General features: G+C 61.9%; 19 protein-coding genes. 11 read left to right on the forward strand and 8 right to left on the reverse strand.

Annotated elements, in window-relative coordinates; translation table 11 throughout:
* Window positions 1-328: 328 nt before the first annotated feature.
* Window positions 329-1708, forward strand: coding sequence for a sodium-dependent transporter (locus tag CSQ93_RS07835; RefSeq protein WP_099377584.1), 1380 nt, complete (start codon window positions 329-331; stop codon window positions 1706-1708).
* Here the strand turns inward: CSQ93_RS07835 and CSQ93_RS07840 are convergent, their stop codons facing one another.
* The 7 genes from CSQ93_RS07840 to CSQ93_RS07870 form a co-directional block, all read right to left on the reverse strand.
* Complete coding sequence (locus tag CSQ93_RS07840; protein ID WP_099377585.1) at window positions 1709-2323, reverse strand: M15 family metallopeptidase; 615 nt, start codon at window positions 2321-2323, stop codon at window positions 1709-1711.
* Window positions 2323-3225, reverse strand: coding sequence for a LysR family transcriptional regulator (locus CSQ93_RS07845; RefSeq protein ID WP_099377586.1), 903 nt, complete (start codon window positions 3223-3225; stop codon window positions 2323-2325). The genes CSQ93_RS07840 and CSQ93_RS07845 overlap by 1 nt, the downstream gene beginning before the upstream one ends.
* Window positions 3226-3308: 83 nt before the next feature.
* Complete coding sequence (locus CSQ93_RS07850; RefSeq protein ID WP_099377587.1) at window positions 3309-4118, reverse strand: N-acetylmuramoyl-L-alanine amidase; 810 nt, start codon at window positions 4116-4118, stop codon at window positions 3309-3311.
* 30 nt (window positions 4119-4148) lie between these two features.
* Window positions 4149-5096: a BadF/BadG/BcrA/BcrD ATPase family protein gene (locus CSQ93_RS07855; RefSeq protein ID WP_233516106.1), complete on the reverse strand. Its 948-nt coding sequence runs from the start codon at window positions 5094-5096 to the stop codon at window positions 4149-4151.
* A gap of 93 nt (window positions 5097-5189) precedes the next feature.
* On the reverse strand, window positions 5190-6851 hold the full coding sequence (locus tag CSQ93_RS07860; protein ID WP_099377589.1) for a glycoside hydrolase family 10 protein: 1662 nt from the start codon (window positions 6849-6851) through the stop codon (window positions 5190-5192).
* A gap of 91 nt (window positions 6852-6942) precedes the next feature.
* Window positions 6943-8241, reverse strand: coding sequence for an MFS transporter (locus CSQ93_RS07865; protein ID WP_099377590.1), 1299 nt, complete (start codon window positions 8239-8241; stop codon window positions 6943-6945).
* A 45-nt stretch (window positions 8242-8286) separates the two neighbouring features.
* Window positions 8287-9168: an N-acetylmuramic acid 6-phosphate etherase gene (locus CSQ93_RS07870; protein WP_099377591.1), complete on the reverse strand. Its 882-nt coding sequence runs from the start codon at window positions 9166-9168 to the stop codon at window positions 8287-8289.
* A 187-nt stretch (window positions 9169-9355) separates the two neighbouring features.
* Here CSQ93_RS07870 and CSQ93_RS07875 point away from each other — a divergent pair, with 187 nt between their 5' ends.
* Together CSQ93_RS07875 and CSQ93_RS07880 are read left to right on the forward strand one after the other, a co-directional pair.
* Complete coding sequence (locus tag CSQ93_RS07875) at window positions 9356-10414, forward strand: helix-turn-helix transcriptional regulator (RefSeq protein WP_158301172.1); 1059 nt, start codon at window positions 9356-9358, stop codon at window positions 10412-10414.
* Window positions 10415-10556: 142 nt separating this feature from the next.
* Window positions 10557-11690, forward strand: coding sequence for a nuclear transport factor 2 family protein (locus tag CSQ93_RS07880; RefSeq protein WP_099377593.1), 1134 nt, complete (start codon window positions 10557-10559; stop codon window positions 11688-11690).
* Between the two features lie 2 nt (window positions 11691-11692).
* On the opposite strand, the gene CSQ93_RS07885 is transcribed toward CSQ93_RS07880, so the two are convergent.
* A complete protein-coding gene (locus CSQ93_RS07885; protein WP_099377594.1) occupies window positions 11693-12433 on the reverse strand; it encodes a GntR family transcriptional regulator in 741 nt (246 codons plus the stop codon).
* A gap of 239 nt (window positions 12434-12672) precedes the next feature.
* On the opposite strand from CSQ93_RS07885, the gene CSQ93_RS07890 reads away from it, so the two are divergent.
* From CSQ93_RS07890 to bioD, 8 genes are all read left to right on the forward strand, one after another.
* Window positions 12673-13995, forward strand: a complete 1323-nt coding sequence (locus CSQ93_RS07890) for a serine hydrolase domain-containing protein (protein ID WP_233516107.1) — start codon at window positions 12673-12675, stop codon at window positions 13993-13995.
* An 81-nt stretch (window positions 13996-14076) separates the two neighbouring features.
* Window positions 14077-15363 (forward strand): D-amino acid dehydrogenase, encoded by a 1287-nt coding sequence (locus CSQ93_RS07895; protein WP_099377596.1) that lies wholly within the window; start codon window positions 14077-14079, stop codon window positions 15361-15363.
* Between the two features lie 80 nt (window positions 15364-15443).
* Window positions 15444-15887: a YchJ family protein gene (locus tag CSQ93_RS07900; RefSeq protein WP_099377597.1), complete on the forward strand. Its 444-nt coding sequence runs from the start codon at window positions 15444-15446 to the stop codon at window positions 15885-15887.
* Window positions 15888-15927: 40 nt separating this feature from the next.
* Window positions 15928-17550 carry a carboxyl transferase domain-containing protein gene (locus tag CSQ93_RS07905; RefSeq protein WP_099377598.1) on the forward strand — a complete coding sequence of 541 codons (1623 nt, stop codon included), beginning with the start codon at window positions 15928-15930 and terminating at the stop codon, window positions 17548-17550.
* Between the two features lie 13 nt (window positions 17551-17563).
* The gene (locus CSQ93_RS07910; RefSeq protein WP_099377599.1) at window positions 17564-18352 is read left to right on the forward strand and encodes an enoyl-CoA hydratase/isomerase family protein; all 789 of its coding nucleotides are present in this window, start codon (window positions 17564-17566) and stop codon (window positions 18350-18352) included.
* A 19-nt stretch (window positions 18353-18371) separates the two neighbouring features.
* Window positions 18372-19700 carry an adenosylmethionine--8-amino-7-oxononanoate transaminase gene (bioA, locus tag CSQ93_RS07915; RefSeq protein ID WP_233516109.1) on the forward strand — a complete coding sequence of 443 codons (1329 nt, stop codon included), beginning with the start codon at window positions 18372-18374 and terminating at the stop codon, window positions 19698-19700.
* A 1-nt stretch (window position 19701) separates the two neighbouring features.
* Window positions 19702-20898 (forward strand): 8-amino-7-oxononanoate synthase, encoded by a 1197-nt coding sequence (gene bioF, locus CSQ93_RS07920; RefSeq protein WP_099377601.1) that lies wholly within the window; start codon window positions 19702-19704, stop codon window positions 20896-20898.
* Entirely contained in the window at window positions 20888-21679 is a 792-nt protein-coding gene (gene bioD / locus CSQ93_RS07925; RefSeq protein ID WP_099377602.1) for a dethiobiotin synthase, read from the forward strand. The genes bioF and bioD overlap by 11 nt, the downstream gene beginning before the upstream one ends.
* The last annotated feature ends 4 nt before the right edge of the window (window positions 21680-21683 follow it).

Here is a 21683-nt window from a genome sequence, read left to right on the forward strand (position 1 = left end):
ACTTACATCAAATGCCCACACTTATCGACTGTTAATTGTTAAAGAACTGTATTCGGTTACTGCTTTCGCGCTATCGACAAAGCGTTGTGTTTGTCAGCTGCGAAGAAGGAAGAGTATGAAGCATTTCGCTACGTCCGTCAACTCCTTCTTTTTGCTACATCGCCGTTTCCGGTGATCCTCAACTGCCGCATTTGACTGCGCCTCATTGGGGAGGCGAACTATAGCAAAGCGCCCCCGTAGTAGCAAGGCTTTTCCGGGGTATTTGCGGCCAACTGCTACAATTTCGCCCCCTCAGCGCAAATCCGCGTCCATACATAGAAGATTCACCATGAAACAACAAGCTCAAGGATCAGGCCTGACCCTGAAACGGGCTGGCTTTACCACTGGCTTCGGCGTGCTCGCCGCCACCCTCGGTTCCGCAGTCGGTCTCGGCAACATCTGGAAGTTCCCCTACCTGACGGGCGCCAACGGTGGCGCCGGCTTCCTGCTCATCTATCTGCTCGCTACCTTATTAGTGGGACTGCCCGTGATGATCGCGGAAATCACCTTGGGGCGCCGCGCCAAGGTCAATCCCATTTCCACCATGGAACAGCTGGCACCAAAGGGCAAACCCTGGTGGCTGGTCGGCGTGATCGGCATGGTGGCCGCCTTCCTGATCGTCGCGTTCTACTCGGAAGTGGTCGGCTGGGTGTTTGCGTATATCGCCAAGGCCATCGATGGCTCCATCCTCAGCAGCGACAAGCGCGTGACGGAAGCGGCCTTCGCTTCGCTGATCAGCAATCCCCTGCAATCGCTATTCTGGCAATGGGGCGTGCTGCTGTTTATCGGCGGCATCTTGATGCTGGGCGTGACCAAGGGCATCGAGGCGATCGCCAAGAAACTCATGCCGCTGCTGTTCCTGCTGCTGCTGCTGCTGTGCGCGGTCAGCCTGTCGCTCGACAAAGCGGGCGAAGGACTGGCTTTTCTGTTCCGTCCTGATTTTTCCAAGCTGACAGCCTCCGTCGTGCTGACGGCCATGGGCCTGGCCTTCTTTAAATTGTCCGTTGGCATGGGCACGATGATGACCTACGGCAGCTATTTCCGCGACGACCAGAATATCCCCGTGACAACCCTGCGCGTGATGGCGGCCGACCTCGGCGTCTCCATGCTGGCCGGCATCGCCATCTTCCCCGCCGTGTTCACGTTTGGTTTCGCCCCCAGCGCGGGACCGTCGCTGGTGTTCATCACGATTCCCGCCGTGTTCTCGCAAATTCCCATGGGACAAGCGCTGATGGTGGTGTTCTTCATCCTGGCCGCCGTCGCCGCTACCGGGGCGATGCTGTCCCTGATGGAAGTGCCCGTAGTGATTTTCCATGAACGCTTTGGCTGGACCCGCACCAGGGCTACCGTCGTGACCATGCTGCTGCTGGCAGTGCTCGGTTCCGTCTGCGCGCTGAGTAACAGCACCCTGGCAGACTTCAAGCTGTTTAATTTGAATATGTTTGATCTGTTCGACTTCGTCTCGTCGAATATCTTCCTGCCGGTTGGCGGGATCGCGATTGCCTTGTTTACCGGCTGGGCCTGGGGCAAGCAGCATTTCATCGATGCGATCAGCAATCACGGCCAGCTGCAGAACAGAAAACTGGCGCATGTGCTGCTGTTCCTGCTGCGCTTTGTCTCGCCCGTATTGATCCTGATCGTGATGCTGAAAGGCCTGAAGGCCTTCTAATCAGAGTACCCGGGTGTAGGTCTGGCGCACCAGCACCCGGTCGCCGCAATCGAAATGCCACCATTCGCTGTTGATGCCGAAGAAGCCCGCCTGGAACATGGCGTCGCGCAACAGGCGGCGGTGCGCCACGTGTTCCTCGGTAATTTCCCCTTTCTCCAGCAAAACCAGCTCCAATGCCGGGTGCGAGCGCTCACTTAAATCGTCAAAGCCAGTCCCCATGTCCAGTTCCTGCCCATCCGGGCCGACGATGGTGATGTCGAGCGCCATGCCGAACGAATGGATCGAGCCGCGCGACGGCTCGGCGATGTAGCCGAGCAACTCCGTTCCCTGCAGCGCGTCCCACAGTTGCTGCTGCACCCGCTGCGGACGCAGGGCATCGAGCACCAATAGATGATGATCGGGCCGCCGCGCGGCCAGCCAGGCCACGGCCTGTTCCAGTGCTGCGGCCGCGTCGCGGTGCAGCCAGGCGCAATCGATGGGGCTGTATAAGTCGCGGCCGACGAAATTGTCGGGCGTGGCATAGCGCAAGTCAACGGCGATGCCGGCGATGCTGCTCAGGTGGCGAAATTGCGGATCGCTGCTCACCGCTTCCAATTGCAAACTTGCAACAGACATCAGACTCCTCTTTCCAGGCAATTACGCGCCGCCACGCCGATGCTGTCGGCCAGGCGCCGCGCGCCATGCGACAGCGGCGAGTGGCTCGCCGTCAATAAATACAGTTGGATGGGGATCGTGGGCGCCCAAGGACGGCGCTGCAGCCGCTCGGGCGAGCCGGACGCGGCCGTAAACGGGTCGACCACGGCCATGCCGGCGCCCGCTTCCACCAGAGAACGCGCGATTTGATAAGTCTGCACCACGGTGGAAAACACGGGGTGGATATCCTGCGCTTCGCAGGCGGCGACGACCAGTTCGCCCAGTGGATCGTTGTCAGCATGGCCGATCAGCTCGCCATTCAGGCCATGCGCCGTCAACGGGGTGCCGCAATCGGCCGCGCGCCAGGTGCCGGCCGGGGCGATCACCGTCATGACGCCCTGCGCGATCGGTTCGGCCACGATGCCCGGATGGCGCGGGTCTTGCAGCGACACGGCCAGGTCCGCTTCACCGAGGCGCAAGGTATTGACGATCTCGCCCGTATGGTGGGTAGCCAACTGGCAACGCGTGTGGGGAAAGTCGCGCCGCCACTCCGTCATGGCAAACGGCAAGACGCTGATGGCAATCGTCGGCGTGGAAACCAAACGGATGGTTTCCACCGCGTGGCCCTTCAGGCTGGCCGCCAGGCGGCGGATACCCAATAAGTCGCGGTTGAGCTTTTCCGTCTCGACAAACAAGCGGTGCGCCTCGGGCTTCGGGTACAACTTGCCCCGTACGCGCTCGAACAGCGGCATGCCGAGTTGCAACTCGCAATGCTGCAAGACCTTGGTTACGGCCGGTTGCGAGATATGCAGCACCTGGGCGGCGCCGCTGATGGTGCCAACTTGCATGATGGCGTGAAACACTTCGATATGACGCAGCCGCATGAGCTATTCCTTTACCTTGCCGTGGCCGCCTGGGCCGTCAACGTTCAGCATATAAGAAAAAGTCATGGACTGGAACGGCCATGCTACTTTGCAACAACAGCTGGGGCCGCTGGGGCTGGCGTCGTCAGCACTTCCAGCAGGGCCGCCGTTTCGCCATCAGGCGTGCCGTCGAACAAGGTGTTGCGGTATTTCATCTGGAAGGCGATCAGCACATTGCGCGTCGCTTCATCAAACACACCCGTATTCGGCGTCGCATAGCCGTGCTGGGCCAGCTTTTTCTGGAACCAGACGGCATCCGGCACTTGCTGCTCAAAAATGATTCGCTGCGCGGCCACGCGGTTCGCATCGGGCCAGACGATCAGGCCCGCATCGGCCAGCTGGCGCCATGGGAACAGCGGACCCGGATCCTGCTTGCGCTGCGGGGCGATTTCGTTATGACCGAGGATATTTTCCGGTGCGATGTTGTAACGGGCCTGTATATCTTTCAGCAGCGGAATCAGCTCATCGATCTGCGCCTGCGGGAAGGGATACCAGAGGCGGCCTTCCTGCGTGTCCTTGTAGCCGGGATTGACGATCTCGATGCCGATCGAGCTGACATTCAACTGTGTATAAGTCTTCCAGTTACTCACACCCGCGTGATTGGCCTGACGCGATTCATCGACCAGCACGTAAAACTTCGGCTTGTCCGTGTCCGTCAGCAAATAATGGCTGCTGACCACTTGTTCCGTCAGGATCTTGATCGAGCGGGGCAGGTCGCTGACAGTGTAATGGATGACGATGAATTTCACGCGCGGGCTCTGGCTGCGCGCCGTCAAACTGTGGTCAAGGTGCGGCGCGGGCGTGGTACAGGCGGAGAGCAGGGCCACCAGCAGGGCGAGGGCGATTTTTTTCATGAAAGATCCATGTTCGGGTTAATAAAATAGTCAGTTCTTGCCAGTACGCTGGCTGGCTGCCCGGGCTGCCAGCTTGGCCGCAGCCTCATGCGCACGAGCAACTTTTTGCTCCATCATCAACGATACCGGCAAAGCAGCCCGCATGGCAACCGCAATGGCCGGGTGCAACTGCGCCGCGCGGCCCGCCAGCACCACGGGACGGGAACCGTAGCGCGTCGTCAGGGCCAGCGCCAGACGCGCCAGTTCCTGTCCCGCGCGCTGCAAGATGTCCAGCGCCAGCGGGTCTGCGTCCGCACTGGCGGCCACGGCCAGCGCCAGCCGGCCGATGGCGCCCCGGTCCTGACCATACATGAAGGCGCGCGACAATGACCAGTCGCTGCCACCCAGCTGCGCAAATACGGCCCCGGCCATGGGAGACCCTTGCCAGCTGCCGGGCGCCTCGTCTTCGCGGCGCCAGATGTGGCGCAAGGCTTCGCGCGCGATCCAGTAACCGCCGCCGCCATCGTCGAGCAACACGCCGCGCCCGCCTGCGCGGTGAAACACGCCATCCGCATCGATCCAGGCGGCAATCGAACCCGTGCCAGCGTAGACCAGATAACCTTCGCCTGGTTCAAAACTGTCGCGATAGGCAATGTCGATATCGTTGCCCAAGCGGACATCAACGGCTTCCAGCGCCAGCAACTCCGCCAGCATGTACGCCAGCGCCACATCATCGCCGCCAAAGCCAGTCAAGCCCGCCACCACGGCACGCGGTTGGCCGACGGCCAGCACAGCCTGAGACAGTTTCGCAAACGTGGCGTGCACGGCTGCGCGGCCCGCATCGCTGCTCATTTGCAAGGCAGACAAGCCTTCCACGGCCCCTTCGGCCACGATGGCGCCATCGGCGGTGGCCAGCGCCCAGCGCGTCTGCGTGCCGCCCGCGTCGATGCCCAGCCCGAGCACGGCAGTGTCAGTATTAATTGCAGGGAAGGAAATCATGGCATGAGTGTAAAGCCAAGCGGAGCTTGCAGGCATGAAAGCTTGCGCATGTTTCATGCCCGCAGGTTATGGATTGCCGGTGAGCCGGCAAAGTTACTTGGCGGGGGCCGTAAACGGTTCGCGCACGGTGACGCGGGGGCTTTCATTGCCGAGACGGTCCACGGCGCTGACCACCACCGCGTTGACTTTACCGGTGGCATCGTCGACCAGGGTCAGTTCGCCCTGCACGCCCGTGACGACCGTGAAGCGCCAGTCTTCGCCATAGCGGGCCCAGACGGCGTATTGCGCCACGGGTTTGCCGCCGCCCGACGTCAACTTGACATTCAGGCTGGTGGAATCGCGGCGCAGGGCCAACATGGGCGTGCCCGGTGCTTCCTTGCCCAGCCACGGTGTGGCGGGAATCAGGGCAGGGCTTTGATACACGGTCGCCTTGAGTTGCTCGCTGACACCCTTGCGGTTCTGCATCAGGGGCACCATGCTGAAATGCACTTGTCCATTCGCGCCGGGCCGCGTGCGCGTCACTTCGATCTGCTTGATGATCTCTTGCGGCGTGAAGGATTTGGCGGAATTGTCGATGCGGCTCGTGTACAGGCCTGGCCACACGTGGCGGCCATACGGGTTTTGTGCCAGCCAGTAGTCGAGCAGCACGCCAAACGCTTGCGGCGCCTGCGCCACGGGCCAGTACAGCTGCGGCGACAGGTAATCGAGCCAGCCCTTGGCCAGCCACAATTCCGCATCCGCATACAATTTATCGTACTGGCTGAAGCCGACGATGCCGGCAGGGCGGCGGTCCGGACGACCGATGCCGAAGGGGCTGATGCCAAAACGCACCCAGCTCTTTTCGCGGTGGATGCCTGTATACAAGGCTTCGATCAGCTGGTTGACGTTCTGGCGGCGCCAGGAAGGGCGATCCAGCTGGCCGCCAGCCAGCAGATATTGCTGCCAGGACGGTTCATCGGGGAAAGGCAATTCGCGCTTGGCGCCGCCATTGCCCGCATCCAGCGCGGCCGTTTCCGCACCGGCACCGGCGCCAGGCGCATCGATTGGATACGGATAAAAGTAATCGTCGATGTGCACGCCATCGATATCGTAGCGGCGCACCACGTCGAGCACCACGTCTGTCGTATGTTTCGAGGCGGCGGCGTCGCCCGGATCCATCCACAGGTAGCGGCCGTACTGCTTGACGGATGCCGGGTTGGTGGACGCGAAACTGTCGCGCGCCAGCGGCGACTTGGCCGTCGCGTGACGGGCACGGTAGGGATTGAACCAGGCGTGCAATTCCAGGCCGCGCGCATGCGCCTGCGCTACCCAGAAGGCCAGCGGGTCATACATCGGCAATGGCGGCTGGCCTTGCTTGCCGGTCAGGTATTCCGACCACGGTTCCAGTTGCGACGGGTAAATCGTGTCGGCGCTGGGGCGCACCTGCAGCACAATCGCGTTCAGATTCAAGGACTTGGCACGGTCGAGGATGGCGATCGCCTCGGCTTGCTGCTTAGCGACAGGCAAATTGCTGCGGCTGGGCCAATCGATATTGGCGACCGTCGACACCCAGGCGGCGCGGAACTCGCGTGGCGCGGGCGGCGGCACTTCGCCCGTGATGTGCTGCACGGGCGGCACGGCCGGCAAACCCGCTTCGCCCGGCGTCACTGCGGAGGGCAGCTTGGTGCTGCTACAGCTGCTGAGCAAAGTGGCGGTGGCCAGCGCGGCCAATACGCCGGCGCTGGCGCCCAGGCGTTTTTTGAAAGTAGACAACAAAACAATTCCTTGCAGTGGTGAAGCGCAGGTCTATCGGTGCGGGCATTTTACTGTGCGCCCGCCATCCATGCGGGCGCACGGTTCAAAAGAATCAGGCCTCGGCCTTCTTGCCGAATTCGGGATCGATCTTGACCAGCGCGGCCATGATGAAAGCAGGAATGGTGGCGATGCAAACCCAGATGAAGAAATGCTGGTAGCCGAGCATTTGCTGTATCCAGCCGCTGGCCATGCCCGGCAACATCATGCCCAGGGCCATGAAGCCCGTGCAAATGGCGTAATGGGCCGTTTTATGCGCGCCATCGGAGACCATGATCATGTACAACATGTACGAAGCGAAACCGAAACCATAGCCAAATTGCTCCAGCGCAATACCCCCGGCGATCACATAGATGCTGCTGGGCAAGGCGCTGGCCAGGTAAACAAAGACCAGGTCGGGCAAGTGGACGGACAGCACCATGATCCATAAACAGCGTTTCAAGCCGAAGCGGGAAATGATGAATCCGCCCAGCAAGCCGCCCAGCGTCAGGGCGATCACGCCGATAGTGCCGTAAACGAGGCCCACCTGTTCCGTGCTCAGGCCCAGGCCGCCCTTGGCGACAGGGTCTAGCAGGAAGGGTGCCGCCAGCTTCAACAGTTGCGCTTCGCCGAGGCGGAACAGCAGCAAAAAGCCCAGGATGACGAAAATATCCTTCTTCTTGAAGAAGGAAGCAAAGGTGGCGACGAATTCCTGCAACGGAGAAACACCGGCGCCCTGGATGCTGGGGCGGTCATCCTTCGGCTTGGGCAAGATGAAATAGTGGTACAGGAAGAGGGCGATGAACAATCCTGCCAGAATGGCAAACACGACGGACCAGGCCAGTTGCACATTGCCCGTCGCATGCGTCAGATAGCCGGCCAGATACACGAGGCCGCCCTGGCCCGCGATCATCGCCAGGCGATAGAAAGTGCTGCGTACGCCGACAAAGGCCGCCTGCTGGTGCTCTTCCAGTCCCAGCATGTAAAAGCCGTCGGCGGCGATGTCATGCGTGGCGGAACTGAAGGCCATCAGCCAGAAGATGGCCAGGCTGATCTGGAAAAAGTGGGGCAAGGACGTCGTCAGGGCCACCAGCGCCAGCGCGGCGCCGATCACCAGCTGCAAGCCGACGATCCAGAAGCGCTTGGTGCGGTACATGTCGATAAAGGGCGACCACAGGGGCTTGATGACCCAGGGCAAGTACAACCAGCTGGTATACAGCGCGATATCCGTATTGCTGAAACCATAATTCTTGTACATGATCACGGACAAGGTCATGACCACTACATAGGGAATGCCCTGGCCGAAATACAGGGAAGGGATCCACAGCCACGGCTTGTTCGTGCGCACCGGGGCGGTTTGTTTCACTAGCTCCATACATCCTTCTTTGTCTCCCAGACAGAAGAATGCCGCGCCATCGGATCACGCCGCCAGTGCCGCCCGCACACTGCCGTCCGCGCCGGCCAACAATGCCTGTGCCTGGTTTGTGTTGATTTTTTTGATCAAGGCAACAATCGCCACCTTGACGTGAAATTGGCATTGCTCCAGCACGGTCCTGGCCTGCACTTCGCTGGCACCGGTGGCATGCATGGTCAGACGCACCGCCCGCCAGATCAGCTTGGCGTTGGTCGGCTTCAAGTCTACCATCAAGTTTCCGTAAGTTTTATGCAAACCCACCATCAGCGCGCTGGAAATCGTATTCAGGGTGATTTTTTGCGCCGTGCCCGCCTTCAGACGGGTGCTGCCAGAAATGACTTCCATACCCGTGTCGAGCACGATACCGCATTGCGCCTCGTGTGCCACGGGGGCATCCACATTGTTGGCGATGCCTATCGTCAAGGCGCCCGCCTTGCGCGCGGCCAGCAAGGCGCCCAGCACATACGGCGTGGCACCGGAGGCGGCCAGCAGGATCACCACATCATTGACCTGCGGCTGCAGGGCCAGCAAATCCTTCTCACCTTGCGATAAATCATCTTCGGCCCCTTCGACTGCCGTAAACATCGCGCCCGCGCCGCCGGCCAGGATGGCGACGGCCCGCTCGGGCGGCCAGGAAAACGTAGGATTCAATTCAACGCTGTCGAGCACGCCCAAGCGGCCGGACGTGCCCGCGCCCACGTACAGCAGGCGTCCGCCGGCCGCGATGCGGGGCAGGGCGGCCGTGATGGCGGCAGCGATGTCGGGCGACGCCAGCCGCACGGATTCGACGGCCCAGAACTGGTCATCGACCAGCGCCGCCACCAGTTGCTCCACCGGATACAAGTCCAGGTCCGGATGCCGCCGGCTCGGGGTTTCAGTTTTCAACATGATTTCAGAACATGGTTGAACGTGAAACCAGTTTAATACCAACGGGCGAGATCAACCATGAAAGGTTGGCGGACGGGCATAACGGGCGTTTATGGCTGGCGCAGGAGCGTGGCGTACTACTTGTACTTCGATACGCCCCCGTTTGTGTCTATACTTCCGTTCGACGCCAACATCCACGACACGCCCCATGATCGCTCGCCAATTGCTGTTCCTGTTTAGCGCCCTGGGCGCCATCAACGGCATTTTCCTGGCCGTCTATTTTTTCAGCCGTCGGCCTCGCTGCCTGGCCGACTGCATGCTCGGTGCATTGCTGCTTGCCGTCGGGGTGCGCACCGCCAAATCCGCCTTCCTCTACTTCAACCCGGCGATCGCCATCGAATTCCGCCAACTGGGCCTGTCGGCTTGCCTGCTGATCGGTCCCCTGACCTATCTCTATGTGCACTCTTTCATCGCCGGGCGCGCGCAACTGCCTGCCGGCCAGCAATGGCGCTGGCATCTCGGCCTGTCCTTCCTGATCATTGGCATAGGCGTTGCCTTTCCGTATTCCGCATATCGTTCCGTGTGGGACCTGTCGAGTCATGCCATTCATGTGTTCTGGCTAGGCTACCTGCTGGCGGCCGCCAGGCTGCTCTGGCAAAGCCGCCATGCATGGCTGAACGACGGACAGCGGATGGCGACCAGCAGCGTGCTCCTGCTAAGCGTCTTTGCCGGCAGCGGTGTCATGCTGGCGGCGTACGCGAGCACGCCGTTCACGTCCTATATTGTCGGCGCCTTGTCGTTCACCTTCTCGCTGCATGTGGCGGTCATGGTCTTTCTGCTGAGAAAGGAAACCTCGACGCCTGCCGATCTGAGGCAGAAATACCAGCATAGCCGCCTGACGCACGAAGATGGGCTTGCCGTGCTCGCTGCGCTGGAACAACAGATGAGCGGGCAACAATCCTATCTGAATCCGAACCTGACCCTGGCCCAACTGGCCAAGCGGGCGGGATGCACGCAGGCGCAGGTATCGCAGGTGCTCAATGACAAGCTGAGCAAGAGCTTCACTACCTACGTCAACGAATACCGTATCGCCGAAGCGAAACAGGTATTGACGGACGAACCGCAACTGAACATGGATATCGTTGCCGAGCGCTGCGGGTTCAATTCCAGTTCCACCTTCTACTCGACCTTCAAGAAAGTTGCTGGGCAAACGCCCGCCAGCTTCCGCGCCCAATCCAGCCAGGCGACCAGGGCCATTTCCGCGTAAGACCACTCCGGAAACGCCATTCCGGAGTCTGAAATCCTGTTTGGCGACATCAATTCCCCTGCATTTCGATAACTTATCGACCAACAACGATCTGCAATAGTCGTTGCTCCGATAAACGCAGTTCTTCATTCAGGGTAAAGTCATGATTCAGTTTTTATTGCGAACGGTACTCGCCTGTTGCTTGCTAAGCATCACCGCCGTCGGCACCGCCGCAACCGCAGACCAGGACGAAAATGCCGTCCGGGAAACCGTGGGCTTGTATCTGCATGGCACCAGCTTCAACGTACAGGACGAAATCAACCAGGCCTTCCAAGCGAATTCCCGCCTTTACCTCGACGGCAAAAACGATACCGAATGGGAGTTGAGCGGTCCGGAATACGCCAAACTCTTTAGCGAGGAGAAAAAAGGGCAATTCAATGGACGCCACGGACGGCTGATTAAAGTGGATGTCAGCGGCAAGGTGGCCACGGCCAAGGCCGAGATCCACATTCCCCAGCAAGGGGTCCGTTACGTGGATGTCTTTCTTTTGAAAAAGATCGCCGGCAACTGGAAGATCATCAGCAAGTCGGCCCATCGCGAGCCAGCAGCTCCGCGCCACGCACGCAAGGTGCTGCTGGTGGCGTCGAATGTGCATCAATATCCGGGCACAAAAATTAATGCAGGCAATAATTTCCCCGAACTGGCCTATACCTATGATGCCTTTCGCAAAGCAGGGTACGCGGTCGACTTCGTCAGTCCCGAGGGGGGCGCCATTCCCCTGGAAATGATCGTCACGTCGGACGCGCTGCTCAAGAAGTACCTGTACGACAGTGATTTCATGTGGGCACTGGCCCATACCAGGCCCGTCGCCGAGGTCAAGGCAGACGAGTACGCGGGCATGGCTTTCGTCGGCGGCGGCGCGGCCATCGTCGGCATCCCGGAAAACAAGCCGCTGCAGGACATCGCCTTGCGTATCTACGAACAACAAGGCGGAGTGATCGCGGCCATCTGTCATGGCACCGAGGGCATCAAGAACCTGAAGCTCAGTGACGGTACTTTCCTGATCCAGGGCAAGACGCTCACCTCGTTCCCCGATGCGTATCTCAACAAGGAATCGCCGGTATACAAGGCCTATCCCTTTTCGGCGGAAGCCAGCATCAAGCGCCATGGCGGCATTTTCAGGCACGGCGCCAATGGCAAGAGTCACGTCGAGGTCGATGGCCGGCTGGTGACCGGCATGAGCTGGGAGTCGTCCGTCGGCGTGGCGGAATCCATGATCCGCCTGCTCGAACAGTAGATTTATGGAGCGCGGCGCATTTCCGCCACAAAATCGTAATGATCGCTGCGGCAATACGAATGCGTCAGTTCCACCGCTTCGCCCGACTCCAGGTAGGCGATGCGCGTGATGAACAGCACGGCCTGGCCATCGGGGATGCCCAGTTGCTTGGCCAGCACATCCGTCGCATTCATGGCGCGGATGTGCTGCAAGGCGCGCACGGGGGACTTCTTGATGCTGCTCAAGTATTCATACAGCGAGTCACCCATGGCGGCCGGGTCCGGCACCACGCTGAAGGGCAGCACGCTGACTTCATACGCCATCACGACGTCGTCAGCCAGGCGCAGGCGCTCGAGGCGCGCCACTTTCGTGTTCTGCGCCAAGCCCAGGCTCAGCTGTTCATCGCTGCTGGCGATGACGACTTCGCGCTTGAGCCAGCGCGAGCCGGGGCGGTAGCCGCGCTGCTGCAGCTGCTCGGAAAAGCTCGACAAATTCGACAGCGGCTGTTCGATGCGCGGGGCAATATAGTTGCCCGAACCGCGGCGGCGCACGACGAGACCTTGCTCTACGAGCTGGTCGATGGCCTTGCGGGCAGTCACGCGCGATACGTCGAGCAGTTCGGACAGGGTACGTTCAGATGGCAGGGCCTGGTCTACCTGGTAGCGGCCGTTGCGTACGTCATCGCTCAGCTTGCGGGCGATCTGCATATATAAAGGCGAATTGTCATTTAAATCGACCTTGAGTTCTACGCTGGTCTGGCTCATACAGTTCTCCTTGTCCTCCTAGTGTAATAGCGATGGCGCTTGCGCGTAGCCCGTCCACCCATGAATAAATGGAAAATGACCATAAATAACGGTTATACACTTAAAAAAACAATGTTTTACCGTACGTATAGCTTTGCATTATAGATAAATAAGCAATTTTCATTAGCGTAGTCAACCATCCCGCCCTATGCTGGTGGCGCCTCCACCACATCGCAAAACAGGGAAACATGCACAATAAAATGACGGGCTTACTGGGCTTGCTGCTGCTGGGCACGACCTGGAGCGCGCTGGCCGCCCCGCCCGGCAGTGGCATGCAGCAAGACCATCAGCGCGCGCTCGATGCCACGCTGGCCGCCATCGTCGATGATGCGGCCCACCCGCTGGCCAGCCTGTCCGTGCTGGCCATCCGCCAGGGCAAGGTGTCGTATCAGCAACAATTTGGCTACCGGCATATCGGCGCCACGCCGGCGGACAGCTTGCCCGTGACGCCGGCCACTCTGTTCCGCATCGCTTCCGTATCAAAGATGATGACCACCGTGGGCCTGATGCGGCTGGTCGAGCAGGGCAAGCTGAGCCTGGACCAGGACGTGGGCATCTATCTGGGCTTTTCCCTGCGCAACCCGCACTTTCCCCAGCAAACCGTCACCCTGCGCAGCCTGCTCAGCCACACTTCCTCGCTGCGCGATGCGGGCGGCTATGCCTGGGGACCGGAACGCAGCTTGCGCGACGTGTTTACGGCCGGCGGCGATACGATGTGGGATGCGGCCGCGGCGCCGGGCCGCTACTTTATGTATTCCAACCTGAACTGGGGCGTGATCGGCACGGTGATGGAAAAAGTCACGGGCGAGCGCTTCGACTTGCTGATGCGGCGTCTGCTGCTCGATCCCCTCGATGTGCGCGGCGGCTACAACCCGGCGGCCTTTCCGGCGGAAGACGTGGCGAACACGGCCACCTTGTACCGCAAGCGCACGCTGGAGACGGAAGTGTGGCAGCCGCAAGGGCCGTGGATCGCCCAAGCCGACGATTTTTACACACATCCACCGGCCAACATGGCCAGCTATGTGATCGGCAGCAACGCCACCGTCTTCAGTCCCACGGGCGGCTTGCGCATTTCCGCCGCGGGACTGGGCAAGGTCATGCAAATGCTGCTCGACGGCGGCCGCTACCAGAATCAACAACTGTTGCAACCGGCCAGCATCGCGCTGATGTTTGGTCGCCAATGGCAACTGGCACCCGATGCCCACAATGGCGACAGCGAGCGGGGCCTGTACCGCGCCTGGGGCCTGGGCAACCAGCAGTTCGATGCAGTGGCGGGGCAGGGCAACGGCCTGGTCGAGGGCGCCAGTTTCGCGGCCGTGGGACACCTGGGCGACGCGTATGGCCTCGTGTCCGCCTTCGTGCTCGATTTCAAGAACAGGAACGGCATGGTGATGCTGGTGGGCGGCACGGGCAGCGATCCCGAACACTATCCTGGCGCCTATTCCGCCATGGGACGCAGCGAGGAATTGATACTCACCGCGCTCTACCGTGGTGCGATAGATAACAATCAGTCCGTGCATTGAAATGGTGCATTCCTGAAAGTTATGGCTGCACCATGATGTTTCATTGGCTGCCTTGGCGGCCAGCCTCTAAGCTCTTCCCGAATGCTTCCGCACCATGGGAGCGCAACGCAGCGAGGCAACATGCAGCAACAAGTCATCATCATCGGCGGCGGCGTCGTCGGTCTGACATCGGCCTGGTGGCTGGCCGAGGCCGGCTACAAGGTCACGGTACTGGAACGTAATGAACAGGTGGCGATCGCCGCCAGCTACCGCAATGGCGGCCAGCTCAGCTATCGTTATGTGGCGCCCCTGGCGGACGCGGGCGTACCCTTCAAGGCCCTGCAATGGCTGCTGCAGAAAGATGGTCCGCTGCGCTTCCGTCCCGAGGCCGACTGGCGCCAATGGCGCTGGATGGCCAGTTTCCTGCGCAATTGCAATGCCGCCAGCAACGCCCGCACGACGGCCAAGCTGCTGGAATTAGGCGAACTGAGCCGCGCCGGCATGGCGCAGCTGGAACTGACCGTGCCGCCCGAAGCGTATGCCTGGCGCGATGCAGGCAAACTCATCGTCTACCGTTCGCCCGCCATCTTTCAACGGGCCGTGGCGCGGCCCGAATCGGAAGAAGCGCGCCTCGTCCTGTCGCCGACGGAGGCGGTACAGCGCGAACCGGCGCTGGCCGCCCTGCAGAATTCATTGGCAGGCGGCATCTTTACGCAAGGCGAGGCGGTGGCCGATTGCCACGCCTTTTGCCTGGCCCTGGAAGCGCGCCTGCTGCAGCACCCGAATTGTTCGCTCATATTAAAAGGCGAGGCGCGCCGCCTCGTCACGCACAAGGGCAGGATCACGGGCGCCGACACCAGCCTGGGCCTATTGCAGGCAGATCACTATGTGCTGGCGGCCGGCATCCAGAGCCGCGACCTGGCCGCCACGGCGGGCATTTACCTGCCCCTGTACCCGCTGAAAGGCTACAGCCTGACGGCGCCCATCCGCGCGCAAGACCGGCCGCCCGAGATCAGCATCACGGATTTTGAGCGCAAGGTGCTGTATGCGCGCATTGGTGGCGACCTGCGCGTGGCCGCCATGGTCGACATGGTGGGCGCCGACAACAGCATCGACTGGAACCGCATCGCCGGCCTGACGCGGCTGGCGCGCGAAGCCATGCCGCACGGCGCCGATTACGACCAGGCCACGGCCTGGGCCGGTTTGCGTCCCGCCACGCCGAACAGCGCGCCGCTGGTGGGTGCCAGCAAATATGCGAACTTGTGGCTCAACGTGGGCCACGGCCCGCTGGGCTTCACCTTTGCCGCCGGCACGGCGCGCATCCTGGCCGACCTCATGGCCGGCAAGGCGCCGCCGTTCGCGCTGGACTTCCTCAGTCCGAAAAAATAGCCGGCCAAGGCGGCGCGCACGCGCCGCTGCCGATATGGCGGATAATTGCGGAACTTTCCTGTTCCCCTATCCGTCAGCGCATGCCCACACCCTCGACATCTGCCGCCTGCCCCTGTGGCGGCGCCTCCTACGCCAGTTGCTGCGGCCCGTATATCGCGGGCGACGCCTTGCCGCCCACGGCCGAAGCCCTGATGCGTTCGCGCTACACGGCGTTCACCTTGCGCGACGAGCCGTATCTGCTTGCCACCTGGCACGCCAGCACCCGTCCCGCCGACGCTTTATTTGCCGAAGAAGAAAAAGTCCACTGGCTGGGACTTGAGGTAAAATCTGCTTTACGTTTACGTCAACGTAAAGCAGTATCAGCAGATCAAGCCGAAGAGATACACCGCGATAGCGTGGAATTCGTAGCCCGCTACAAGGTCAACGGCCGCGCGCACCGCCTGCATGAAGTGAGTCGCTTCGTGCGCGAAGCCGGTGACGGTGGCATGCGTTGGTTTTATCTCGACGGCAGTTTTCCCGAATAGCGCGACCCGAGAGACCGGGCGATCATAAAAAGGAACCGCAATGCCGCACATCGAAAGCAAACTCAATCCGCGCAGTGAAGATTTCAAGGCCAATGCCGCGGCCATGCAAGCCATCGTCGACGATTTGCGCGACAAAGTGGAAAAGATCGCGGCCGGCGGCGGCGAGGCGGCGGCCGCCAAGCACCTGGCGCGCGGAAAACTGCTGCCGCGCGACCGCGTGCAGATGCTGCTCGATCCCGGCACGCCCTTCCTCGAGTTTTCCCAGATGGCGGCCTACGCCATGTACCAGGACGCCAAAGGCGTCGATGCGGCGCCCGCCGCCGGCATCATCACCGGCATCGGCAGGGTCTCGGGCCAGGAATGCGTCATCGTGTGTAACGACGCTACCGTCAAGGGTGGCACGTATTACCCGATGACGGTCAAAAAGCACTTGCGCGCCCAGGAAATCGCCGACCAGAACAACCTGCCGTGCATCTACCTGGTCGACTCGGGCGGCGCCAACCTGCCGAACCAGGACGACGTCTTCCCCGACCGCGACCATTTCGGCCGCATCTTCTACAACCAGGCGAATCTGTCGGCCAAGGGCATCCCGCAAATCGCCGTCGTGATGGGTTCTTGCACGGCCGGCGGCGCCTACGTGCCGGCCATGAGCGATGAATCGATCATCGTCAAGGAGCAGGGCACGATTTTCCTCGGCGGCCCGCCGCTGGTGAAAGCGGCGACAGGTGAAGTGGTGACGGCGGAAGACCTGGGCGGCGGCGACGTGCATACGCGCTTGTCCGGCGTGGTCGACCACCTGGCGCAAAACGATCTGCATGCGCTGTCGCTGGCGCGCACCATCGTCTCGAACCTGAACCGTAAAAAACCGCAGCAGATGGACTTGCGCGCATCCGTCGAGCCGAAATACCCGACGCAGGAACTGTACGGCGTCATCCCCGTCGATACGCGCAAGCCGTTCGACGTACGTGAAGTGATCGCGCGCATCGTCGACGGCAGCGATTTCGACGAATTCAAGGCCCGCTACGGCACCACCCTGATCTGCGGCTTTGCGCACATCTATGGCGTAAAAGTCGGCATCATCGCCAATAACGGCATCTTGTTCTCCGAATCGGCCCTGAAAGGCACGCATTTCATCGAATTGTGCTGCCAGCGCAAGATCCCGCTCGTCTTCCTGCAAAATATCACGGGCTTCATGGTGGGCCGCAAGTACGAAAACGAAGGCATTGCCCGCAATGGCGCCAAGATGGTGACCGCCGTGGCCACGGCCGCCGTGCCGAAATTCACCGTCATCATCGGCGGCAGCTTCGGCGCCGGCAACTACGGCATGTGCGGCCGCGCGTTTTCCCCCCGTTTCATGTGGATGTGGCCGAATGCGCGCATTTCCGTCATGGGCGGCGACCAGGCCGCTTCCGTGCTGGCCACCGTCAAGCGCGACGGCATCGAAGGCAAGGGCGGCGCATGGAGCGCGGACGAGGAAGCCGCCTTCAAGCAGCCGATCAAGGACCAATACGAACACCAGGGCCACCCGTATTACGCCACCGCGCGCCTGTGGGATGATGGCGTGATCGACCCGGCCGACACCCGCATGGTGCTGGGCCTGGGCCTGTCCGCCGCCTTGAACGCGGAAATCCCGGACACGAAGTTCGGCGTATTCCGCATGTAAGGGGGAGAAGACCATGGAATTTGAAACCTTAAAGCTGGTCATCGAGGGCAATGTCGCCACCGTGACCCTGAACCGTCCCGACGTGCGCAATGCCTTCAACGAGACGACGATCGCCGAACTGGCGCGCGCCTTCGAGGGTCTTGGGCGCAGCGACATGGTGCGCGCCATCGTGCTGGCGGCAAATGGCGCGGCCTTTTGCGCCGGTGCGGACCTGAACTGGATGAAGAAGATGGCAGGTTACACGCATGCCGAAAACCAGGCCGACGCGCTGCAGCTGGCGCAGATGCTGCGCACGATTTACCTGTGTCCGAAACCCGTGGTGGCGAAGGTCCAGGGCGACTGCTATGCGGGCGGCATGGGCCTCGTCGCCGCATGCGATATCATTCTGGTTGCGGAAGACGTGCATTTCTGCCTGAGCGAAGTGCGGCTGGGACTGATCCCGGCCACTATTTCACCGTATGTCATCAAGGCCATGGGCGAAAACGCGGCACGCCGCTATTTCCTGACCGCGGAGCGATTCTCCGCCCAGGAAGCGTTGCGCGTCGGCTTTGCCCACGAGGTAGTCGAGGCAAGCGCGCTGGACGCGAAAACCGCCGAGGTGCTCAAAGCGCTGACGGGCAACAGCCCGCACGCCGTGGCGCAAGCGAAAACGCTGGTGCGCGAGATCGTTGGCCAGCCGGTCAACGATGCGCTGCTGGCGGACAGCGCCGAGCGCATCGCGCAGATCCGCGCCTCGGAGCAGGGCCGCGAAGGCGTGCAATCGTTCCTCGACAAGCGCAAGCCGAGCTGGCTCATGGGCTAGCAATATCATTGGAGCAGTTTTGAAAGTAGAAAAACAATCGGGCTGGGTCGAACGCAGTCTGCGCAGCGTGTGGCATCCGTGCACGCAAATGCAGCACCACGAGACTGTACCGCTCATCCCCGTCAGCCATGGCCGCGGCGCCTGGCTGTACGACCACGAAGGCCGACGCTACCTGGATGCCATCAGCTCCTGGTGGGTGAACCTGTTCGGCCATGCGAATCCGCGCATCAATGCGGAACTCAAGGACCAGCTGGACCGCCTGGAACACGCGATGCTGGCCGGCTTCACGCATGAACCGGTGATCGAACTGTCGGAAAAGCTCTCTGCGCTCACCGGCGGCGTGCTTGGCCACAGCTTTTACGCATCCGACGGGGCGTCGGCCGTGGAAATCGCCCTGAAAATGAGTTTTCACGCCTGGCGCAACAGCGGCAAGAGTGAAAAGCAGGAATTCGTCTGCCTGAAGGGCAGCTACCACGGCGAAACCATCGGCGCCCTGGCCGTCACCGACGTCGCGCTGTTCAAGGATGCCTATGGCCCCCTGCTGCGTGCCACGCAAACGGTGATGTCGCCCGACTTCCGCCAGACGCAGGAAGCCGAAACCGCTGAAGATGTGGCGCGCCGCGCCGCCTTTGAAGTGGAACAGCTGTTCCAGGAAAAAGCGGACAAAATCGCCGCCATCATCATCGAGCCGCTGGTGCAGTGCGCCACCGGCATGGCCATGCACGACCCGCTGTACCTGTCCTTGGTGCGCGCCCTGTGCGACCGTTATCAAGTCCATTTGATCCTCGATGAAATCGCCGTCGGCTGCGGCCGCACGGGCACCTTCTTCGCGTGCGAACAGGCCGGCATCTGGCCCGATTTCGTCTGCCTGTCGAAAGGCATCAGCGGCGGTTATTTGCCGTTATCGCTGGTGATGACGCGCGAAGATATCTATCAAGCCTTCTACAGCACCGACGTGCGCCGCGGCTTTTTGCATTCGCACTCGTACACGGGCAATCCGCTGGCCTGCCGCGCGGCGCTGGCGACCTTGTCGATCTTCGAGGAAGACGATGTGCTGGCGGCCAACCGGGTGCGCGCCGAAAAAATCACGCGCGCCCTGGCGCCGCTGGCGCAGCACGAGCGCGTAAAACACTTCCGCCAGCAGGGCATGATCTGGGCGTTTGACGCCGTCGATGCGGCACCCGACTTTTCGCGCCGTTTCTTCAGCACGGCGCTGGAACATGAACTGCTGATGCGCCCCATCGGCTCCACCGTCTACCTGATGCCGCCGTACATCCTCGACGACGCCGAAATCGCGGGCCTGGGCCAGCAGACGCTTGCCGTCTTCAACAAAGTGATCGGAGCCTGAGATGGAACTGATCGCGCGCTTGAAGCAGCAGTTGCAGAGGCTGGAAGAGCGCAGCCTGATCCGCCGCCGCCGCACCGTCGACACGCCGTGCGCACCGCGCCTGACGGTCGATGGCCGCGCCATGCTGGCCTTTTGCAGCAATGACTACCTGGGCCTGGCGTCGCATCCGCGCATCGTCGCCGCGCTGAAAGAGGGCGCCGACCTGTATGGCGCAGGCAGCGGCGCTTCGCACCTGATCAGCGGCCATAGCCGCGCCCACGCGCAGCTGGAAGAGCGCCTGGCAGATTTCGTGGGCGCCAACCTGGAACAGGCGCGCGCCCTGTATTTTTGCACCGGCTACATGGCCAACCTGGCCGTGCTGACCGCCCTGTCGGCGGGCGATGCGGACACCGAGATTTTTTCGGAAGCGCTGAATCACGCTTCGCTGATCGATGGCACGCGCCTGGCGCGCGTGAAAACGCGCGTGTATCCGCATGCCGACCTCGATGCCCTGGCGGCCCTGCTGGCGGCCAGCACGGCGAAAACCAAGATCGTCGTCACCGACAGCGTCTTCAGCATGGATGGCGACCTGGCGCCGCTGCCCGCGCTGCTGGCCCTGTGCGAACAATACGGCGCCTGGCTGGTGGTTGACGACGCGCACGGCTTCGGCGCGCTGGGAACCAATGGCCGCGGCGCGCTGGAACACTTCGACCTGCATTCACCCTACCTCGTATACGTGGGCACCCTGGGCAAGTCGGCCGGCGTGGGCGGCGCCTTTGTTTGCGCGCACGAAGCCGTGATCGACACCCTGATCCAGAAGGCGCGCCCCTACATCTTCACGACGGCCGCCGCGCCCGCGCTCGCGCATGCGCTCCTGGCCAGCCTGGACATCATCGCCGGGGACGAAGGAAAACAACGTCGCATGCACCTGGCCGCGCTGGTGGCGCAATGGAACGAGGGCTTGCAACTGCAGCACTGGCAAGCCTTGCCGTCCGTGACCGCCATCCAGCCCGTCATCATTGGCGAGAATGCCGACATGCTGGACATCGCCGCCCACCTTTACCAGCAGGGCCTGTGGGTCGGCGCCATCCGCCCGCCCACCGTGCCAGCCGGGTCGGCGCGCCTGCGCGTGACTCTGTCAGCCGGCCACACGGCGCAGGAGGTGGCCCAATTGATCAACGCAGTCAACACCCTGGAAAGGAATCGCCATGAGCCTTGATGACCCTATCGTGGCGGAAGTGCTGGCGGACCTGGCGCCGGCCGTGCAGCCGGCGCCGGCCACTGCCGGCCTGCCCTCGCGCTTTGCCTGTTTCGTCACCGGCACCGACACGGAAATCGGCAAGACCTTGACGTCGTCGGCCCTTCTGCACGCGCTCGTTGCGCGCGGCGTGCGTGCCTGCGGCATGAAGCCGGTCGCCGCCGGCGCCGAGATGCGCGACGGTGAACTGCATAATGAAGACGCCGACAGCCTGATCGCCGCCGGCAACGTCACCATGCTGCGCAGCCTGACGACACCCTACATGCTGAAGGAGCCGGCGGCGCCGCATATCGCCGCCGCGCTCGAAGGCGTGAGCATCGAATCGGTGCCGATCCTGGCCGCCTACCTGGAAATCGCCGCCGCCTCGGACGCCGTGGTGGTCGAAGGCGTGGGCGGTTTCCGCGTGCCGCTGTCGCCCGGCTTTGATTCGGCCGACCTGGCGCAGCAGCTCGATTTGCCCGTGATCCTCGTGGTCGGCATGCGCCTGGGCTGCATCAGCCAGGCCTTGCTGACGCTGGAAGCCATCGAAGCGCGCGGCCTGACGGTGATCGGCTGGGTGGCCAACACCCTGGAAGTGGAAATGCGCTTCCTCGACGAAAATATCGATGCGCTGATCGAGCGCATCCCGGCGCCGCTGCTGGGCAAGGTACCGCGCCTGGCGCAACCGGGCGCGCAAGCGGCAGCGGCGTATCTCGATTTCACCGGCTTGCCGAACTGGCCGGCGCAGCATCCCAACACTTAATGTA

The sequence above is a fragment of the Janthinobacterium sp. BJB426 genome (assembly GCF_002735705.1).
Taxonomy (GTDB): Bacteria; Pseudomonadota; Gammaproteobacteria; order Burkholderiales; family Burkholderiaceae_D; genus Janthinobacterium.